This window comes from Thauera sp. DNT-1, assembly GCF_055393985.1.
In genome coordinates this window covers 548,392-565,994 of record NZ_AP043752.1, presented here as the reverse complement: position 1 = coordinate 565,994, position 17,603 = coordinate 548,392, and the positions used below count along the sequence as shown (strand labels likewise).

Sequence of the window (17,603 nt, the reverse complement as noted above, 5' to 3'; positions counted from 1 at the left end):
CTTGCCGTAATGCGGGACGCTCGTCGCAGCAGTAGCACAGCATGAAGCCGCGCTGGGACGTGCCGTCGAGACCTCCTTCGACGGTGAGCCGTGCGCCCTTGCCTCGATCGTCAGCCGACCGAGCGCGGCCGCTGGGGCATCGAGCATCTCGGGCGCGTCCAACGCATCGGTGTCGGTGTGGATGATCGGCACGAACGCAGCCACGCCCAAGCGACCTTCGTGCTGGCCCTTGCGCCACGCGAATATCTGCTTGGCGTTGATGTCGTGGGGGTGCGCAAGCCGCGACACGGAGGCACCTGGCTGCCGCGACTGCTCGACGACGGCGCGTTTTAGCTCAATGGTGTGGCGGCGGTACGGCCAACGGGTACCGCGACGCGGGCGTTGGTCCACTCTTGTGCCCGTGCAATTCATTGTGGGCACAAAGGTGGGTGCTCACTCCGAGGGGCTGATAGTCAGCGACGGCCAAGCTGGAGGTAAGACGGCACGGGGCCGGCGCCTACTTAAAGCCGTTCTGGGGATCGGATCTACATTCTTACGTAAAACGTCGCGAGAGTTACATGATTACGATAAATAGCCTCCACTAAATCTGTGACCACCTGTCGCTAAGGGCTTGATTAGAAATGATGCGTCCAGTTACAGCGTTAGTGGAATGAACGGTTGGCGCGCGAGCTGCGCGCGCGCGACGCCTCGATCGGCATCATCCTCGTCACCAGCCGCAACGACGACGTCGACAAGATCGTCGGGCTCGAGGTGGGCGCCGACGACTACGTGACCAAGCCCTTCAACCCGCGCGAGCTGCTCGCCCGCGTCAAGAGCCTGCTGCGGCGCAGCGCGACGCGTCCGGCGGAGACGGCGGACAGCCTGCGCTTCGCGGGCTGGGTGCTGGAACTTTCGCGGCGCAGGCTGCGCGACCGCGCGGGGCAGGACGTGGCGCTGACGCGCGGCGAATTCGAAGTGCTCGCGCTGCTGGTGCGCCACCCCGGCGAGATCCTCGACCGCGATCGCCTCAGCCGCGCGGTGAGCGGGCACGACTGGTCGCCGCAGGACCGTTCGGTGGATGTGCTGGTGCGCCGCCTGCGCGCGAAGCTCGACGATCCGGCACGTACGGACTCGCTGATCGCAACGATCCGCGGCGAGGGCTATCGGCTGGCTGCCGACGTCGAGCCTGGCGGGGTCTGATCCGGCCTTTGCGCTTCGGCGTCGTCCGCCGCAGAACGCAAGGCGTCGAGCGCCTGCAGCGTGTACGACCAGGCCTCGCCCAGCTCGCCCGCGCGCGCGGCCAGGTCGCCGATCGCGCCCGCGCGCGGCGCGTCCCCCGTCGGGTCCGGTTTCAGCGCCTCCTCCAGCGCGCCCGCGCATTCCGCCAGCCGCCCTGCCCCCACGTTGCCCGCGGCGCCGCGCAGCTTGTGCGCGAGGCGTGCGCAGGCTTCGTGCTCGCCGGCGCGGGCGGCGGCGAGCAGCGCGTCGATCAGCGGCTGGCCCTGCGTGCGAAAGACGCCGACGATGTCGGCCACGGTCTCCTCGCCCAGCGCCTCCCGCTCCGCACGCAGGAAATCGGCGTCGATCCAGTCTGTCGCCTGCAGTACCTCCGCGACACCCGCCGTGCCTCGCGTGGGCACTGCGGCCGCTGGCTCGGCAAGGAGATCGGCGAGCAGCGCGCGCAGGCGCTCGCGCGCGAAGGGCTTGGACAGGAAGGCGGCGAAGCCCGCTTCGAGCAGCGCATCGACCTCTCGGCGCGGGATGTGGGCCGACATCAGCACGGCTGGAGTGTGCGCGTGCGCCGGCAGCGCGCGCAGGCGGGCGAGCAGCTCGCGGCCGTCGCCGTCGGGCAGGTTCATGTCGATCAGGGCGAGGTCGATCGGGCGCGCCTGCAGCAGGCGCAGTGCGTTCTGGATGTCGGGCGCACACACCGCCTGCTGACCGAGGGCGTCGAGGAAGCGCTCGACCACCATGCGATTGACCTCGTCGTCCTCGACCACCAGCACGCGGTGGCCGGGGGGCAGCGCGGTCCGCTTCGGCTCCGTCGCGGCAGGCAAGGCCTCGACGGCCGCCGCTGCGGTCGCCGGGAGGGGGATCTCGAAACTCACCGTGGTGCCCTGCCCCGGCGCGCTCTTCAGCTCGATCGCGCCGCCCATGGCCTCGACCAGGCGGCGGCACACCGCCAGCCCGAGGCCGGTGCCGGCGTGGTGGCGGCCGCTGTCGCGCACCTGCACGAAGGGCTCGAAGACCTCCTGCTGGCGCGCGGGCTCGATGCCGATGCCGTGGTCCTCGACGGCGAAGTGTAGCTGGTCGGGTTGCGTACCGGCGCGCACGCGCACCGTCACCGCGCCCGCGTCGCTGAATTTGATCGCGTTGCCGACCAGGTTGAGCAGGATCTGGCTGAGCTTGCGGCGGTCGCCCTGCACCGCGTCGGGCAGCGCGGGATCGACCTCGGCGATCAGCGCGAGCCCGCGTACCGCGGCGCGCGTGCCCTGCACCGCGAAGACATCGTTCACCGTGTCGCGCAGGCTGAAGCTCGCCTTGTCGACCTGCACGCCGCCCGCTTCGATGCGGGCGAAGTCGAGCATGTCCTCGAGCAGCTCGAGCAGCAGCACGGCCGCGGCGCGCATCTGCGCCTGGTACTGCTTGCGCTCGGTGGTCGAGCTGGCGTCCTCGACGAGTTCGAGCAGACCGAGGATACCCGCGAGCGGGGTGCGCAGCTCGTGGCTGACGGTGCCGAGGAAGGCGGTCTTGGCGCGGTCGGCCTGCTCGGCGGCGTGACGGGCGCGAGCGTGGTCGGCGGTCTCGCGCGCGAGCGCGGCGTTGGCCTCGCGCAGCTGCGCGGTGCGCGCCAGCACCTGGTTCTCGAGCTCCTGCTGCTGCTGCCGAAGCTCTTCTGCGAAGCGGTCGCGCTCGATCGCGTTGGCGCGGAAGCGTTCGAGCGCGACCGCGAGCGAGGCCAGCTCGTCGTCGCCCGCGGTGTCGATCGCCACCTCGCGTCGGCCGGACGCGAGTGCGAGGGTGGCCTCTTCCAGCGCGCGCAGGCGCCCGAGCGTGTGACGCCGCAGCGCATGGACGGTGACGCCCAGGGTCACCAGCAGCAGCGCCGCGGCGATCACGCCGAAGGCGATCAGACCCGAGGTCGCGCTGCGTTCGGCGGCCGATCCGGCGGCGGCGAGGATGCGGCCGCCGCGGTGGATCAGCTCGCCGGCGAGGGCGTCGAGCTCGGTGGTGAGTTCGCCGACCACGCCCTGCAAGGTCTCCACCTGCGCGCGCAGGGCGATCTCGCGTGCGCGCAGTGCGAAGGTACCCTCCTCGTCCAGCGCCGAGGCGAGCAATCGGAGCACCCGCTCGCCCTGCTCCCGCCCACCCGGGTCGGCGATATCCGCGAGCCGGCGCGCCAGCAGTGCGAGGTGCGCGGCGAACTCGACGCGTGCCGCCTGCAGCCGTGCGCCCGAGTCGAGCTCGTCGAGGCGGCCGATGAGAAAGCCGAGCGCATGCACGGTGAGGTTGAGTTCGTGCATGCGTTCGAGGCTATCGATGTCGAGATCGAGCACACGCTCGCGCGCAGCCTCGCGCTCGGCCAAGCTCGGCGCGCCCTGCCCGGGGTCGGGCTGCAGCAGGGTCGTGAGGGTGGACACGAGCTGAGCGGTGGCGTTATCCGCGTGGATGCGGGCAAGCTCGTCGAGTCCGTCGATCGCCGCGCGCAGCGTGTCGATGCGCTCGAGGCGGGCTGCACGCAGGCGCAGGCGTTGGTCGATCGCCGCGCTCATGCCTTCGAGGCCGGCGGCGAGGCGGTCGCCGGTCGCCAGCAGGCGCTCGCGCAGCTCCGTCTCGACGTGCGGCGAGCGCAGCGCCGCCAGGCGGTCGCGCACCAACGGCACGTCGACACCGAGCGCGGCGCGCAACTGATCGAGCTCGGCCGCCGAATCCGCCCGCAGCAGCCGCGGCGCAAGCGCCGCGAGGCGGGCGTTGGCGCGCACCGCCTCGTGCAGCGCGTCGGCGGCCGGCAGGGTGTCGCGCACGATCGCCTGCTGGCTGCTCACCACGCGCTGGAAGCTGACCCAGCCCACCACCGCCACCAGTACGGTGCCGAGCGCGGCGACGAGCAGCCCCAGTAGCAGGCGTTCGCGCAGGCCGAAGCGGCGTTCGTGGCGGGGTTTCACGTAAGATGGGGCGGTCACGGTCGGTGGGGAGCGGGTGTGCTTGCGCAGTGGTCGAAGGCGACGAGTCGATGGGTTTCATCTTACCGGCGCAGCGTCCGCCACGGGTTGCTCGGGCTTGCGCTGGGCGCGCTGCCGAGCTGCGCCGCGGCGCTGGCCGGTGCGCAGCCGGCAGCCGAGTGGCCGCTGCAACGCTGGGCAGGCGATCATCGCGCGGCAAACGGCGCGGCCGAGACCGGGCCGGACATCGTTCCGCCCTCCCCCACGCGTGGCTGGCGCCTGTGCGCGATCTACCCGCACCTGAAGGACAGCTACTGGCTGGCGGTGAATTTCGGCATGACCGAGGAGGCGCGCGCGCTCGGCCTCGGCCTGGGCGTACGCGAGGCCGGCGGCTACGGGCAGCTCGCCCGCCAGCGTGAACGCGTGGCGGAGTGCCTGGAGGATGAGGCGGTCGATGCGCTGCTGATCGGCACCGTCAGCCGCGGCGGGCTCAACGACCTGCTCGCGCCGCAACTCGACCATCGGCTCGTGCTCGGGGTGGTGAACGACATCGACCCGCAGGTGGTGCGCGCGCGCATCGCCGTGCCCTGGTACCAGCTCGGCTGGACGATCGGCCGCTGGCTGGCCGCACGCCATCCCGCGGGCGGTCCCCCCGCGCGGATCGCGTGGATTCCCGGACCGGCGGACGCGGACTGGGTGGGCTTCATCGACCGCGGTTTCCGCACGGGCATCGCAGGCAGCGCGGTGAACGTCGTCGCCGAGCGCCACGGTGACACGGGGCGCGCGATCCAGCGCCGGCTGGTGGAGGCTGTGCTCGACGAGCAGCCGCAGCTCGATTACCTGGTCGGCAACGCGCCCATGGCCGAGGCCGCGATCGCCGAGCTGCGCCGGCGCGGACGCGAGGGGGCGACGGCGATCGTGTCGTCCTACCTGACTCCGGCCGTCCATGGTGGCATCCTGCGCGGCCGCATCCTCGCGGCGGTGACGGATTTCCCGGTGCTGCAGGGGCGGCTGGCGGTGCGTCAGGCCTTGCGGGCGCTGGAGGGGCGGCCGATCGAGCCCTACCTCGGCCCGGCGGTCGAACTCGTGGACAAGAGCTCGCTGGGACGTTTCCCGGTGCAGTGGATGTTGCCGCCGGCGGGTTTCGTACCGGTGTATCAGATCGCACCGGCACTGCCCTGAGAAATCCCTTCTCCGCCTCCGAAAGCCGATGAATCCACCTGCCGATCCCCTTGCCCGCATCGCCCGATGGCTGCGCGAGACCGACGGGCTGATCGTCGCCGCGGGCGCGGGCATGGGGGTGGATTCCGGGCTGCCGGATTTCCGCGGCCCCGAGGGCTTCTGGCGGGCCTATCCGGCGCTCGGCCGCGCCCACGTGCGCTTCGAGGAGATCGCCAATCCGGCCGCGTTCGAGCGCGATCCGGCGCTCGCCTGGGGGTTCTACGGGCACCGCCTGGCGCTCTACCGGCGCACCGTGCCGCACCGGGGCTTCGCGCTGCTGCAGGAGATCGCCGCGGGATTGCGCGGCGGCGCCTTCGTCTTTACCTCGAATGTGGATGGGCAGTTTCAGAAGGCCGGCTTTGCCGATGCGCGGATCATGGAGGTGCACGGCTCGATTCATCACCTGCAGTGCCAGCGCGGCTGCCGGGGCGCGGTGTGGTGCGCGGAGGGCTTCGAGCCGCAGGTGGACGAGGAAGCCTGCAGACTGCTCGGCGAGCCGCCGCGCTGCCCGCATTGCGGCGGCGTCGCGCGGCCCAACATCCTGATGTTCGGCGACTGGGCCTGGATTCCACGCCGCACCGAGGCGCAGGAGGCGGGGCTGGTCGCCTGGCTGGAGGACGTGCGCAGGCCCGTGGTGATCGAGCTCGGCGCGGGCGAGAACGTGCCCACGGTGCGCCGCTTCGCCGAGTCGATCGGCGGACGGCTGGTGCGCATCAACCCGCAGGCGGAGCCGATGCTCCCGGCGGGCGCGATCCACCTGCGCTGCGGTGCACTCGAAGGCATTGCCACCGTCCATGCGGCCCTGGTCCGGCACCGCTGACCCGACGCCCGATTCGCGCCTTGCGGCGCTCCTTCTACATGAACCGGCACGGCTGCGGGCGTAACCGGCGATCAGCTGTCGACGTGCGTCGATCTCCGGAGCGCCCGTTTCGCGCCTTGCGGCGCGCCTACATTTTTCCCACGCGGTATACGCGGGCCTCGTAGGGTGCGAGCTCGAGCGCGTGGGCGGCAGGGTGCGCTTCGACGGCGCGGTTGGCGAGCAGCAGGCGTTCGTGGCGGAGCACCACGCCGGGATGATCGAAGCGCGCCGGGCGAGGGCTCAGGTTGACGATCACCGCAATGCGCTCGCCGTCCAGCCGGCGCTGGTAGGCGTAGATCTGCGCGTCGTCCTTCATCAGCAGGCGATAGTCGCCGAGCACCAGCGCCGGCTCGGCCTTGCGCAGCGCGATCAGGCGGCGGTAGTGGTTGAGCACCGAAGCCGGGTCGTGGCGCTGCTGGGCGACGTTGATGCGGCGATGGTTGGGATTGACCGCCAGCCACGGCCGTCCGCGCGTGAAGCCCGCCTGAGGGCCGTCGTCCCACTGCATCGGCGTGCGCGCCGGGTCGCGGCCGGTGAGCACGAGGTCGGCGACGATCGCGCCCTCCTCCTCGCCGGCCAGGCGGCGCTGCGCGTAGTCGTTCTTCGCCAGCACGTCGTCGAAGTCCTCGATGCGCTCGAAGACGCCGTTGGTCATGCCGATCTCCTGGCCCTGGTAGATGAAGGGCGTGCCCTCCATCAGGAAGTACATCGTCGCCAGCGCGGTCGCGCTCTCGCGCCACAGCGCGCCGGTGTCGCCCCACTTGGAGACGACGCGCGGGATGTCGTGGTTCTCCAGGAAGAGCGCGTTCCAGCCCTTGCCGTGCAGCGCATGCTGCCAGCGCGACAGCACCTTCTTGAGCGCGACCACGTCGAGCGGCGCGCCGGGCGCGCGCGACCACAGCGCCAGGTGCTCGAACTGGAAGATCATGTCGAGCCGGCCACGGTCGCTGCCCACCCACTCCACCGCCTCGCGCGGGCCGACGCCGTTGGCCTCGCCCACGGTCATCACGTCGTAGCGGCGGAAGGTCTCGCGGCAGAGCTCGCCGATGGTGTCGAGCACGCCGTCGACGTTCATGTGCATGGCGAAGGACGGCACCCAGGGCAGGCCGCGCGGATTGGGCAGGTCGGGCAGGCCCGGCATCTTGCGGATGTGGCTCACCGCATCGAGGCGGAAGCCGTCGATGCCCTTGTCCAGCCACCAGCGCACGATGTCGTGGAAGGCCGCGCGCATCTCCGGATTGGTCCAGTCGAGGTCGGGCTGGCGGCGGGTGAACAGGTGCAGGTAGTACTGCCCGGTGGCCGGGTCCCGGGTCCACGCGGGGCCGCGGAAGATGCTCTCCCAGTTGTTGGGCGGATGCCCGTCGCGGCCCTCGCGCCAGATGTACCAGTCGCGCTTGGGGTTGTCGGGCGAGGCGCGCGACTCGAGGAACCAGGGGTGCTCGTCGCTGGTGTGGTTGAGCACCAGGTCGAGGATCAGCCTCATGCCGCGGCGGTGGACTTCGGCGAGCAGGCGGTCGAAATCCTCCATGGTGCCGAAGGTCGACAGGATCTTGCGGTAGTCGCGGATATCGTAGCCGTTGTCGTCGTTCGGGGAGTCGAAGATCGGGCAAATCCAGATCACATCGACGCCCAGCCATTGCAGGTAGTCGAGCCGCGCGAGGATCCCGCGCAGGTCGCCGATGCCGTCGCCGTCGCTGTCCATGAAGCTGCGCGGGTAGAGCTGGTAGGCGACGGCGGATTTCCACCAGGGGGCAGCGGGGCTCGAAACCGGCTGCGGGCCGACGGAGGGGGCTGCAGAGGGGGGCATGATTGCACCGAGCAGGCGGGTTGTTCGGGAGGCCGCGTTCGATTGTAGGCCCGCGCCCGCGGGATGACGAACGCAGGCCGGACGAACCCTTGCGCCTGTTGCCATCGCAGGCGCGACGGAACCTTGAATTGCTGCGCCCCCGCCCCCCCGGCTGGAGCACCGGGCGACGCAGGCGGAGAATCGCGACTTGCGTCGCTCCTGCGGACAAGGCCGGCTGGCGGCGGGTAGCCCCCGTGGGCGCGACGGGGGTCCTGATCAGGGTGATTCGGCCCCACCACGGCGCGGGGGAACGGAATCGGGGGACGGCGATTACAGGCAGGTGCCTTGTGGCAGCTACGGACACCCGGGCCGGGCAAGCGCCTTTGCACGTGGCAGAATCGGGGGACATGAACGCCACCCCTGCTCCCTATCCCCGCCTGGTCGCCGACATCGGCGGCACCAACGCGCGCTTCGCCCTCGTCGAGGCGCCCGGAGCGGCACCGACGCATCTGCGAGCGCTGCGCTGCGCGGAACACAGCGGCCCGGAGGCCGCGTTGCGCGCCTGGTTGGCGGACACCGGCGCCCGCCTGCCCGCTTACGCCGCCTTCGGCATCGCCACGCCGATCGACGGCGACGGCGTCGCGATGACCAATCATCCCTGGCGCTTTTCGATCGGCGCGCTGTGCGGCGCGCTCGGCCTGCGCCGGCTGACCGTGGTGAACGATTTCACCGCGCTCGCGCTCGCGCTGCCCGCGCTCGGCGACGGCGACCTGGTCCGCGTCGGCGGCGGCGAGCCGCGTGCGGGCGCCGCGCGGGCGTTGATCGGCGCCGGCACCGGGCTCGGCGTTTCGGGCCTGCTGCCCGTGCCGGGCGGCTGGGTCCCGCTGCAAGGCGAGGGCGGGCACGTGACGCTGCCGGCCTCTTGCACACGCGAGGCCGCGGTGGTCGCCTGGCTCGCCGCCCGCCATGGCCATGTCTCGGCCGAGCGCGTGCTCTCGGGTCCCGGTCTGGTCGTGCTCCACGACACCTTGCGCGCGCTCGACGGCGAAGCGCGTGTCGAGCGCACGCCGGCGGAGATCAGCGAACGGGCGCTGGCCGGCGGCTGCCGCCACTGCGTCGAGGCACTCGAGCTCTTCTGCGCGCTGCTCGGCACGGTGGCGGGCGACGTCGCGCTCACCCTGGGCGCGCGCGGCGGGCTGTATATCGGCGGTGGCATCGTGCCGCGGCTGGGGGATTTCTTCCTGCGCTCCGCGTTCCGCGAACGTTTCGTCGCCAAGGGCCGCTTTCGCCCCTGGCTCGAACGCATCCCGATCTGGGTGGTCGTCGCCCCCCACGCCGCCCTCACCGGCGCCTCGGCGGCACTCGACAGCGCCATCGAGCTCGGCTTCACCACGCTCGCCGAGCCGCGCGGGCACGTCTCCCCGTAGGCGCGACGCGAGTCGCGATCGGGGCGCCGCCGCGCTCACCGACGGTTTTCGCATGCGCAATCGTGCGGTCGCGACTTGCGTCGCTCCCACGAAAACCGGCGCGCGTGCTCTGTTGCCGGCATCCGGGCCGGGCGGTGGGAGCGACGCGAGTCGCGATCGGGGCGCCGCCGCGCTCGCCGGCGGTTTTCGCATGCGCAATCGTGCGGTCGCGACTCGCGTCGCTCCTACGAAAACCGGCGCGCGTGCTCTGTTGCCGGCGTCCGGGTCGGGCGGTGGGAGCGACGCGAGTCGCGATCGGGACGCCGCCGCGTTCACCGGCGGTTTTCGCATGCGCAATCGTGCGATCGCGACTTGCGTCGCTCCCACGAAAACCGGCGCGCGCACTCTGTTGCCGGCGTCCGGGTCGGGCGGTGGGAGCGACGCGAGTCGCGATCGGGGCGCCGCAGCGCTCACCGGCGGTCGCCGCATGCGCAATCGTGCGGTCGCGGCTTGCGTCGCTCCCACGAAAACCGGCGCGCGTGCTCTGTTGCCGGCGTCCGGGTCGGGCGGTGGGAGCGACGCGAGTCGCGATCGGGGCGCCGCCGCGCTCGCCGCGGTCGCCGCATGCGCAATCGTGCGGTCGCGACTTGCGTCGCGCCTACGGACACCGCGGCTTATGGAACGGAGTCTTCCGCTGCGACGCGCGGCGGGCGGGAAATGCGGATCCGTTGCAGCGCAAAACGCGCGAAAGTTTTATCCTTGGGGCTGTCGGGCCCGTTTCGCTGCGACGCAACGAAAAAAACGCCCGGCACTCGAACCGGAGAGGCGCAGATGCGCGGCGAAAAGCAGGCCGGCAAGGCCAGGACGCGAACGAGCGTTGCGGCACCCCCCTTGCAAGCGATGGACCCGGACTTGGCCAGGGTGGCTCCCGAGTCGCTGCAGTCCTTGCTGCAGGCGAGCCATGCCGATCCCTTCGCGCTGCTCGGCGCACATCCGGTCGCGGGCGGAATGGTGCTGCGCACGCTGCTGCCCGGTGCGCAGGCGGTCGTGGTGCTCGACATCGACGGCCGTCCGCTGCTCGAGCTCCAACCTCAGGACGGATCGCCGCTCTTCATCGGCGCGCTCCCGGGAGGCTCGCATCCGCTGCGCTACCGACTGCACGTACGCTGGTCCGGTGGCGGCGAGACGCGCTTCGACGACGCCTACCGCTTCGGCGCGCTGATCGAGGATCTCGACGTCTGGCTGCTCGCCGAAGGCAGCCATCACCGCCCCTACGAGTGGCTCGGCGCGCACCCTGTGACCGTCGACGGCGTCGCCGGCACGCGCTTCGCGGTGTGGGCGCCCAACGCGCGCCGGGTTTCTGTGGTGGGCGGCTTCAACGCCTGGGACGGGCGCCGCCACATGATGCGGCATCGCCGCGAGTGCGGCGTGTGGGAGATCTTCCTGCCCGGCATCGGCGAGGGCGAGCTCTACAAGTACGAGATCCTCGGCGCCGACGGCGTCGTGCGCCTCAAGGCCGACCCCTTCGCCTTCCGCGCCGAGCTGCGCCCGCACACCGCCTCGGTGGTGCAGCGCCTGCTGCCCGGGCTGGCGATCGACGAAGCGCGCCGGCGCGCCAACGCGCTCGACGCGCCGATCAGCATCTACGAGGTCCACCTCGGCTCCTGGCAGCGCAAGGAAGACGGCGGCTGGCTGTCCTACCGCGAGCTCGCCGAGCGCCTGGTGCCCTACGCGGTCGGGCTCGGCTTCACCCACCTCGAGCTGCTGCCGGTGCACGAGCACCCCTTCGACGGCTCCTGGGGCTACCAGCCCACCGGGCTGTACGCGCCGAGCGCGCGCTTCGGCACACCGGAGGATTTCCGCGCCTTCACCGATGCCGCGCGCGCCGCCGGGCTGGGGGTGATCCTCGACTGGGTGCCGGCACACTTTCCGAGCGATGCCCATGGCCTGGCCGAGTTCGACGGTACCCATCTGTACGAGCACGCCGACCCGCGCGAGGGCTTCCACCAGGACTGGAACACGCTGATCTACAACTACGGCCGCGCCGAGGTGCGCAACTACCTCGCCAGCAACGCGCTGTACTGGATCGAGCGCTTCGGCGCCGACGGGCTGCGGGTGGATGCGGTGGCCTCGATGCTGTATCGCGACTACAGCCGGCGCGAGGGCGAGTGGGTGCCGAACCGCTTCGGCGGGCGCGAGAACCTGGAGGCGATCGACTTCCTGCGTCGCATGAACCACCTCGTCGGCACGCAGCGCCCCGAGGCGATCACGCTCGCCGAGGAATCCACCGCCTTCCCCGCCGTCAGCCGCCCGCCCTCACCCGACCTGCAGGGCGGCGGCCTGGGCTTCCACTACAAGTGGAACATGGGCTGGATGAACGACCTCCTCGCCTACCTCGCGCGCGACCCGGTGCATCGCAAGCACCACCACGACCAGCTGCGCTTCTCGCTGGCGTATGCCTTCAGCGAGAACTTCGTGCTGCCGCTGTCGCACGACGAGGTGGTGCACGGCAAGGGCTCGCTGCTCGCCAAGATGCCCGGCGACGTCTGGCAGAAGTTCGCCAACCTGCGCCTGCTCTACGGCTACATGTGGGCGCACCCGGGCAAGAAGCTGCTCTTCATGGGTTGCGAGTTCGCCCCGTGGTCCGAATGGAACGCCGACGCCAGCCTGCCCTGGGAGCTGCTCGGGCACGCCCCGCACGCGGGCATGCAGCGCCTGGTGCGCGATCTCAACCGCGTGCTGCGCAGCCATCCGGCACTGTACGAGCAGGACACGGCGAGCGAAGGCTTCCGCTGGATCTCCCACGACGATGCGGCGCACTCGGTGCTGGTCTTCGAGCGCCGCGCGCGCGACGGCCGCAGCGTGGTGGTCGCGTGCAACTTCACCCCGGTGGCGCGCGAGGGCTGGCGCACCGGCATACCCGCGGCGGGCACTTGGCGCGAGCTTCTCAACACCGACGATCCGGTGTATGGGGGCTCGGGCGTCACCAATGGCGCGCTGCGAAGCGAGGCACTGCCCTGGCAGGGCGAGGCACAGTCGATCGTGCTGCGCCTGCCGCCGCTAGGCGTGGCGATGTTCGTACGCGTGGACTGACACGCCTGGACGCATGCCCCGGCAAGAGAACGCAGCGATGAGCGCCCCGCACCCCGACTCCCTTCCCATCCTGCAGCACGGGTGCGCTCCTTGCGAGGACGGGCCCGGCGCCGCAGCGGATCCGCTCGCCATGGCGCATGCGCTGCCTGATCCGGACTTGCGCCCGGGGCAGCCGTGGCCGCTCGGTGCCACCCTCACCGCAGACAGCGGCGAGACCGGGGTGAACTTCGCGGTGTGGTCGCCGGACGCCGAAGCGATCGAGGTCTGTCTTTTCGATGCCGCAGGCCGCGAGGCGCTTCGCCGCCTGGCGCTGCCGGCGTGCAGCGAAGGCGTCTGGCATGGCTTTTTGCCTGCCGGCGGGGTCGGCCTGGTGTATGGCCTGCGTGCTCATGGCCCGTGGGCGCCAGGGCGCGGCCACTGGTTCAACCCGGCGAAGCTGCTGCTCGACCCCTGGGCGCAGGAGGTGGTCGGCAGCTACGGCCGCCAGCAGCCCGGAGCAGCCGACGATGTGGAGCTCGCGGTAAGGCTCGCCGCGTTCCGCGCCGCCCGCAGCGACGATCCGCGCCTGCCCGACCCGCGCGACAACGCTGCCTTCGCCCCCAAGGCGAGGGTGCCCGCCCCCGCCCCTGCTCCGGCGTATGACCGCCCTCCCCGCCCGCACATCCCGCGCGAGCGCACGGTACTCTACGAGGCCCACGTGCGTGCGCTGACGATGCGCCACCCGGACATCCCGCCGGCGCTGCGCGGCAGCTACGCCGCCCTCGCCCACCCGGTGATGCTCGATCACTACCGGGCGCTCGGCCTCACCACGCTGAGCCTGCTGCCCCTGCACTTCCGCGCCGACGAAGCGGCGCTGCAGCGCCGTGGCCTCGCCAACCACTGGGGCTATGCGCCCGCAGCCTGGCTCGCCCCCGAGCCGCGCTACTGGAGCGGGCGCGCGGGCACCACCCCGACCGGGGAACTCGCGGGGGCGATCGACGCGCTGCACGCCGCCGGGCTCGAGGTGGTGCTCGACGTGGTCTTCAACCACACGGCCGAGCTCGACGCGGACGGCCCGATGCTGTCGCTGCGCGGGCTGGCCAACGCGCGCGCCTACCATCTCGACCCGCAAGACCCGGCGTGCTACCGCGACTGGAGCGGCTGCGGCAACGCGGTGAACCTCGGCGAGCCGCGCATGGTCGAGCTGGTCGTCGGCGCGCTGCGCCACTGGGCCGCGCGCTACCGCATCGACGGCTTCCGCCTCGACCTCGCGGTCACGACCGGGCGCGACCGCCACGGCCATTTCGATACCGGTGCGCCGCTGTTCGCGGCGATCGCCGCCGACCCGCTGCTCGCCCGCCTGAAGTGGATCGCCGAACCGTGGGACCTCGGCCCGGACGGCTACCGGCTGGGCGGGTTCGCGCCCGGCTGGATGGAATGGAACGACCGCTTCCGCGACACGATGCGCGCCTGGTGGCTATGCGGAGGGGGAGACCGCGGCGCATTCGCCCACCGCTTCGCCGGTTCTGCGGCGGAGTTCGACCACGACCGCCGCGCCCCCACGGCCAGCATCAACTTCCTGTGCGCGCACGACGGCTTCGGCCTGCGCGACGTGGTGAGCCACGACCACCGCCATAACGAGGCCAACGGCGAGCACAACCGCGACGGCCATCCGCACAACCACTCGTGGAACTGCGGCGTGGAAGGCCCGAGCGCGGACCCCGACGTGCTCGCCCTGCGCGCCCGCCTGCAGCGCGCCCTGCTCGCCAGCCTGCTGCTCGCCCAGGGCACGCCGATGCTGCTCGCCGGCGACGAGATCGGCCACAGCCAGCGCGGCAACAACAACGCCTACTGCCAGGACAACGAGACGACCTGGCTCGACTGGGCCGCCGCCGACCGCGAACTCCTCGCCTGCGCTCGAAGGCTGCTCGCCCTGCGCGCAGCCCACCCCGCGCTGCGCCAGGTCGCCTGGCTGCGCGGCCCGGAGCACGGCGAGGCGGCGAGCGTGCGCTGGCTGCGCCCCGATGGCGCCGAGCTGCAGGCCGCCGACTGGAACGATCCCCGCGAGCGCGCACTGGCGATCCTGCTGCATCCGCCCGGCCTGCGGCCGCACACGGTCGAGCACATCGCCAAACCCGCGGCCGCCGCACCCGCGCGCAGCGTGCTGCTGCTCGTCAATCCCGCCGCGGCCGCGTGCCGCTTCCGCCTGCCCGCGGGCGGATGGTCGCCGGTCTTCGACAGTGCCCGGGCCGACGGGGGCCCGGCGCCGCCCGCCCCCGGCCACGAAAGCCATCCTGTCGAGCCGGTGCTGTCCGCGCGCACCGTGCTCGTCCTCCTAGAATCCGCACAACACCACCAGGAGTCCTGATCATGCCTGCCGAAGCCGCCAACCGACGACGGATCCTCACGCGCCGCACCCTCGCCCTCGTGCTCGCCGGCGGGCGCGGCTCGCGCCTGCGCGATCTCACCAACGTGCGCGCCAAGCCGGCGGTGCACTTCGGCGGCAAGTTCCGCATCATCGACTTCGCGCTGTCGAACTGCATGAACTCGGGTCTGCGCCGCATCGGCGTGATCACACAGTACAAGTCGCACTCGCTGCTGCGCCACCTGCAGCGCGGCTGGAGCTTCCTGCGCAACGAGATGGGCGAATTCGTCGACCTGCTGCCGGCGCAGCAGCGCATCGACGAGGAACAGTGGTACCAGGGCACCGCCGACGCGGTGTTCCAGAACCTCGACATCATCCGCAACTCCACGCCGCCCGACTACATCGTCGTGCTCGCCGGCGACCATGTGTACAAGATGGACTACTCGATCATGCTCGAGGACCACGCCGCGAGCGGGCGCGGTGTCACCGTGGGCTGCATCGAGGTACCGCGCGAGGAGGCCAAGGCCTTCGGCGTGATGGCGATCGATGCACGGCGCCACATCACCGCCTTCGTCGAGAAGCCCGCCGACCCGCCAGCGCTGCCGGGCAATCCCGGGCTGTCGCTCGCCAGCATGGGCATCTACATATTCTCGGCCAACTACCTCTACCGCCTGCTCGAGGACGACGCGAAGAATCCGGACTCCAGCCACGACTTCGGCAAGGACCTGATTCCGCGCGCGGTGGCGGAAAACCAGGCGCTCGCCCACCCCTTCACGCTGTCGGCGATCGCCACCCCGCCCTTCTCCGGCCCCTACTGGCGCGACGTCGGCACGGTGGACGCCTACTGGGCGGCCAACCTCGACCTCGCCTCGACCACGCCGGCGCTCAACATGTACGACAAGGACTGGCCGATCTGGACCTACCAGGAGCAACTACCGCCGGCCAAGTTCGTGCACGATCTCGACGGTCGCCGCGGCGAGGCGCTCAACGCGCTGGTCTCGGGCGGCTGCATCGTCTCCGGATCGGTCGTGCGCGAGTCGGTGCTGTTCTCCAACGTGCTGGTGCGCTCCTACAGCACGATCGAGCAGGCGGTGGTGCTGCCCGACGTGCAGATCAACCGCCACTGCCGCCTGAAGAAGGTCGTCATCGATCGCCACTGCGTGATCCCCGAGCGCACGGTGATCGGCGAGGACGCCGAGGCGGATGCGCGCCGCTTCCACCGCACCGAGGGCGGCGTGGTGCTGGTGACGCGCGAAATGCTCGACCGACTGTGAGCGCGGAGACCAGACGATGCGGATCCTTCAGGTGTGTGCCGAGATCTTCCCACTGCTGAAAACCGGCGGGCTGGCCGACGTCGCCGGGGCGCTGCCGCCCGCCCTGGGCGCGCTCGGCGCGGACGTCCGGGTGCTGCTGCCCGGCTTCGACGCCATCCTCGCCGGGCTGGAGTCGCCGGTCGAGATCGCCCGCCTGCAAGCGCCGGGCGGGATGGGGAACAACCCGGCGCGGCTCCTGCGCGGACACCTGCCCGCGATCGGCGGGGAGGCCTACGTGATCGACGCCCCGGGCTGGTACTTGCGCACGGGTGGTCCCTACGCCGACGCCGCACAGCAGCCCTACGCCGACAACCACCTGCGCTTCGCCCTGCTCGGGTGGACCGCAGCCGAGCTCGCCCAAGGGCTCGACACGTCCTGGCAACCCGGCGTGGTGCACGCGCACGACTGGCACGCCGGCCTCGTGCCGGCATGGTTGCAGGTCGCGGCAGCGCGCGGGCGGAGCGTGCCGGGCTGCGTGTTCACGGTACATAACCTCGCCTATCAGGGCATGTTCCCGCGCGCCTGCTTCGACGCGCTCGGGCTGCCCGCGCATTTCTTCTCGATCCACGGCGTGGAGTTCCACGGGCACCTCAACTTCATGAAGGCCGGGCTGTACTACGCCGGGCGCGTCACCACGGTGAGCCCGAGCTATGCGCGCGAGATCCAGGGGCCGGAACAGGGCTGCGGGCTGGACGGCCTCCTGCGCGCCCGCGCGCACGAGCTCTCGGGCATCCTCAACGGGGTCGATGCGGCGGTGTGGGATCCGGCCACGGATACCCTGCTGCCCGCGCGCTACACCGCGGACTACATGGCCGGCAAGGCGCGCTGCCGCAGCGCGCTGCGCCGCGAACTCGGGCTGGCGGGCAAGGCCGAGGGCCCGTTGTACTGCGTGGTGAGCCGGCTCACCGAGCAGAAGGGCCTGCACCTGGTGCTGCAGGCCCTGCACGCGCTGCTGGCGGGCGGCGGCCAGCTCGCCCTGCTCGGCAGCGGCGACGCCGGGCTGGAGGCCGCCTTCCGTGACGCGGCGGCAGCCGCGCCTGAATCGGTGGCGGTGCGCATCGGCTACGACGAAGCCTTCGCCCACCGCCTGATCGCCGGCAGCGACGTGATCCTGGTGCCCTCGCACTACGAACCCTGTGGCCTGACCCAGCTCTACGGCCTCAAGTACGGCACCCTGCCTCTGGTGCGGCGCGTCGGCGGCCTCGCCGACACGGTAGCCGACACCCGCCTGGAGACGCTCGACACCGACGCCACCGGCTTCGTCTTCGAGGAGTTCTCCGCCGCTGCGCTCGAACGCACGCTGCTGCGGGTGAATGCCGTCCACCGCCGTCCCACCGAATGGAGACGCGTGCGCGCCCGCGGCATGGCGAAGGACTTCGGCTGGGCGCGTGCCGCGCGGGAATATCTCGCCCTTTATCGTGGTCTCACGCCTGCATGAG

The 17,603-nt window shown here is 71.5% G+C and carries 10 protein-coding genes and 2 pseudogenes; 9 read left to right on the top strand and 3 right to left on the bottom strand.

Translation table 11 applies throughout. The features are described from left to right. Positions 1-90 precede the first annotated feature (90 nt). A complete protein-coding gene (locus tag ACZ5PP_RS02650; protein WP_464826710.1) occupies positions 91-333 on the top strand; it encodes a hypothetical protein in 243 nt (80 codons plus the stop codon). Here ACZ5PP_RS02650 and ACZ5PP_RS02645 read toward each other — a convergent pair. Next, positions 268-411, bottom strand: a pseudogene (locus ACZ5PP_RS02645) (hypothetical protein); the annotation flags it as partial. The gene ACZ5PP_RS02650 and the pseudogene ACZ5PP_RS02645 overlap by 66 nt on opposite strands. Before the next feature lie 246 nt (positions 412-657). Between ACZ5PP_RS02645 and ACZ5PP_RS02640 the strand changes: the two are divergent. Next, positions 658-1,179: pseudogene (locus ACZ5PP_RS02640) on the top strand (winged helix-turn-helix domain-containing protein); the annotation flags it as partial. Here the strand turns inward: ACZ5PP_RS02640 and ACZ5PP_RS02635 are convergent. Beyond that, positions 1,140-4,145 (bottom strand): ATP-binding protein, encoded by a 3,006-nt coding sequence (locus ACZ5PP_RS02635; protein WP_464826709.1) that lies wholly within the window; start codon positions 4,143-4,145, stop codon positions 1,140-1,142. The pseudogene ACZ5PP_RS02640 and the gene ACZ5PP_RS02635 sit on opposite strands and share 40 nt — an antisense overlap. A 105-nt stretch (positions 4,146-4,250) precedes the next feature. On the opposite strand from ACZ5PP_RS02635, the gene torT reads away from it, so the two are divergent. Beyond that, positions 4,251-5,324: a TMAO reductase system periplasmic protein TorT gene (gene torT, locus ACZ5PP_RS02630; RefSeq protein WP_043743399.1), complete on the top strand. Its 1,074-nt coding sequence runs from the start codon at positions 4,251-4,253 to the stop codon at positions 5,322-5,324. A gap of 28 nt (positions 5,325-5,352) precedes the next feature. Then, complete coding sequence (locus ACZ5PP_RS02625) at positions 5,353-6,183, top strand: SIR2 family NAD-dependent protein deacylase (protein ID WP_464826708.1); 831 nt, start codon at positions 5,353-5,355, stop codon at positions 6,181-6,183. A gap of 127 nt (positions 6,184-6,310) precedes the next feature. Here the strand turns inward: ACZ5PP_RS02625 and ACZ5PP_RS02620 are convergent, their stop codons facing one another. Next, the gene (locus ACZ5PP_RS02620) at positions 6,311-7,924 is read right to left on the bottom strand and encodes a glycoside hydrolase family 13 protein (protein WP_004310853.1); all 1,614 of its coding nucleotides are present in this window, start codon (positions 7,922-7,924) and stop codon (positions 6,311-6,313) included. A 491-nt stretch (positions 7,925-8,415) separates the two neighbouring features. On the opposite strand from ACZ5PP_RS02620, the gene ACZ5PP_RS02615 reads away from it, so the two are divergent. The 5 genes from ACZ5PP_RS02615 (at position 8,416) to glgA (ending at position 17,602) form a co-directional block, all read left to right on the top strand. Next, entirely contained in the window at positions 8,416-9,435 is a 1,020-nt protein-coding gene (locus ACZ5PP_RS02615; protein ID WP_012585326.1) for a glucokinase, read from the top strand. 879 nt (positions 9,436-10,314) lie between these two features. Next, positions 10,315-12,507 (top strand): 1,4-alpha-glucan branching protein GlgB, encoded by a 2,193-nt coding sequence (glgB, locus tag ACZ5PP_RS02610; protein WP_012585325.1) that lies wholly within the window; start codon positions 10,315-10,317, stop codon positions 12,505-12,507. Positions 12,508-12,544: 37 nt separating this feature from the next. Continuing rightward, positions 12,545-14,854 carry a glycogen debranching protein GlgX gene (gene glgX, locus ACZ5PP_RS02605; protein WP_261788881.1) on the top strand — a complete coding sequence of 770 codons (2,310 nt, stop codon included), beginning with the start codon at positions 12,545-12,547 and terminating at the stop codon, positions 14,852-14,854. A 2-nt stretch (positions 14,855-14,856) separates the two neighbouring features. Further along, positions 14,857-16,125 (top strand): glucose-1-phosphate adenylyltransferase, encoded by a 1,269-nt coding sequence (gene glgC / locus ACZ5PP_RS02600; protein ID WP_004318234.1) that lies wholly within the window; start codon positions 14,857-14,859, stop codon positions 16,123-16,125. Between the two features lie 16 nt (positions 16,126-16,141). Further along, complete coding sequence (gene glgA / locus ACZ5PP_RS02595; RefSeq protein ID WP_004318236.1) at positions 16,142-17,602, top strand: glycogen synthase GlgA; 1,461 nt, start codon at positions 16,142-16,144, stop codon at positions 17,600-17,602. The last annotated feature ends 1 nt before the right edge of the window (position 17,603 follow it).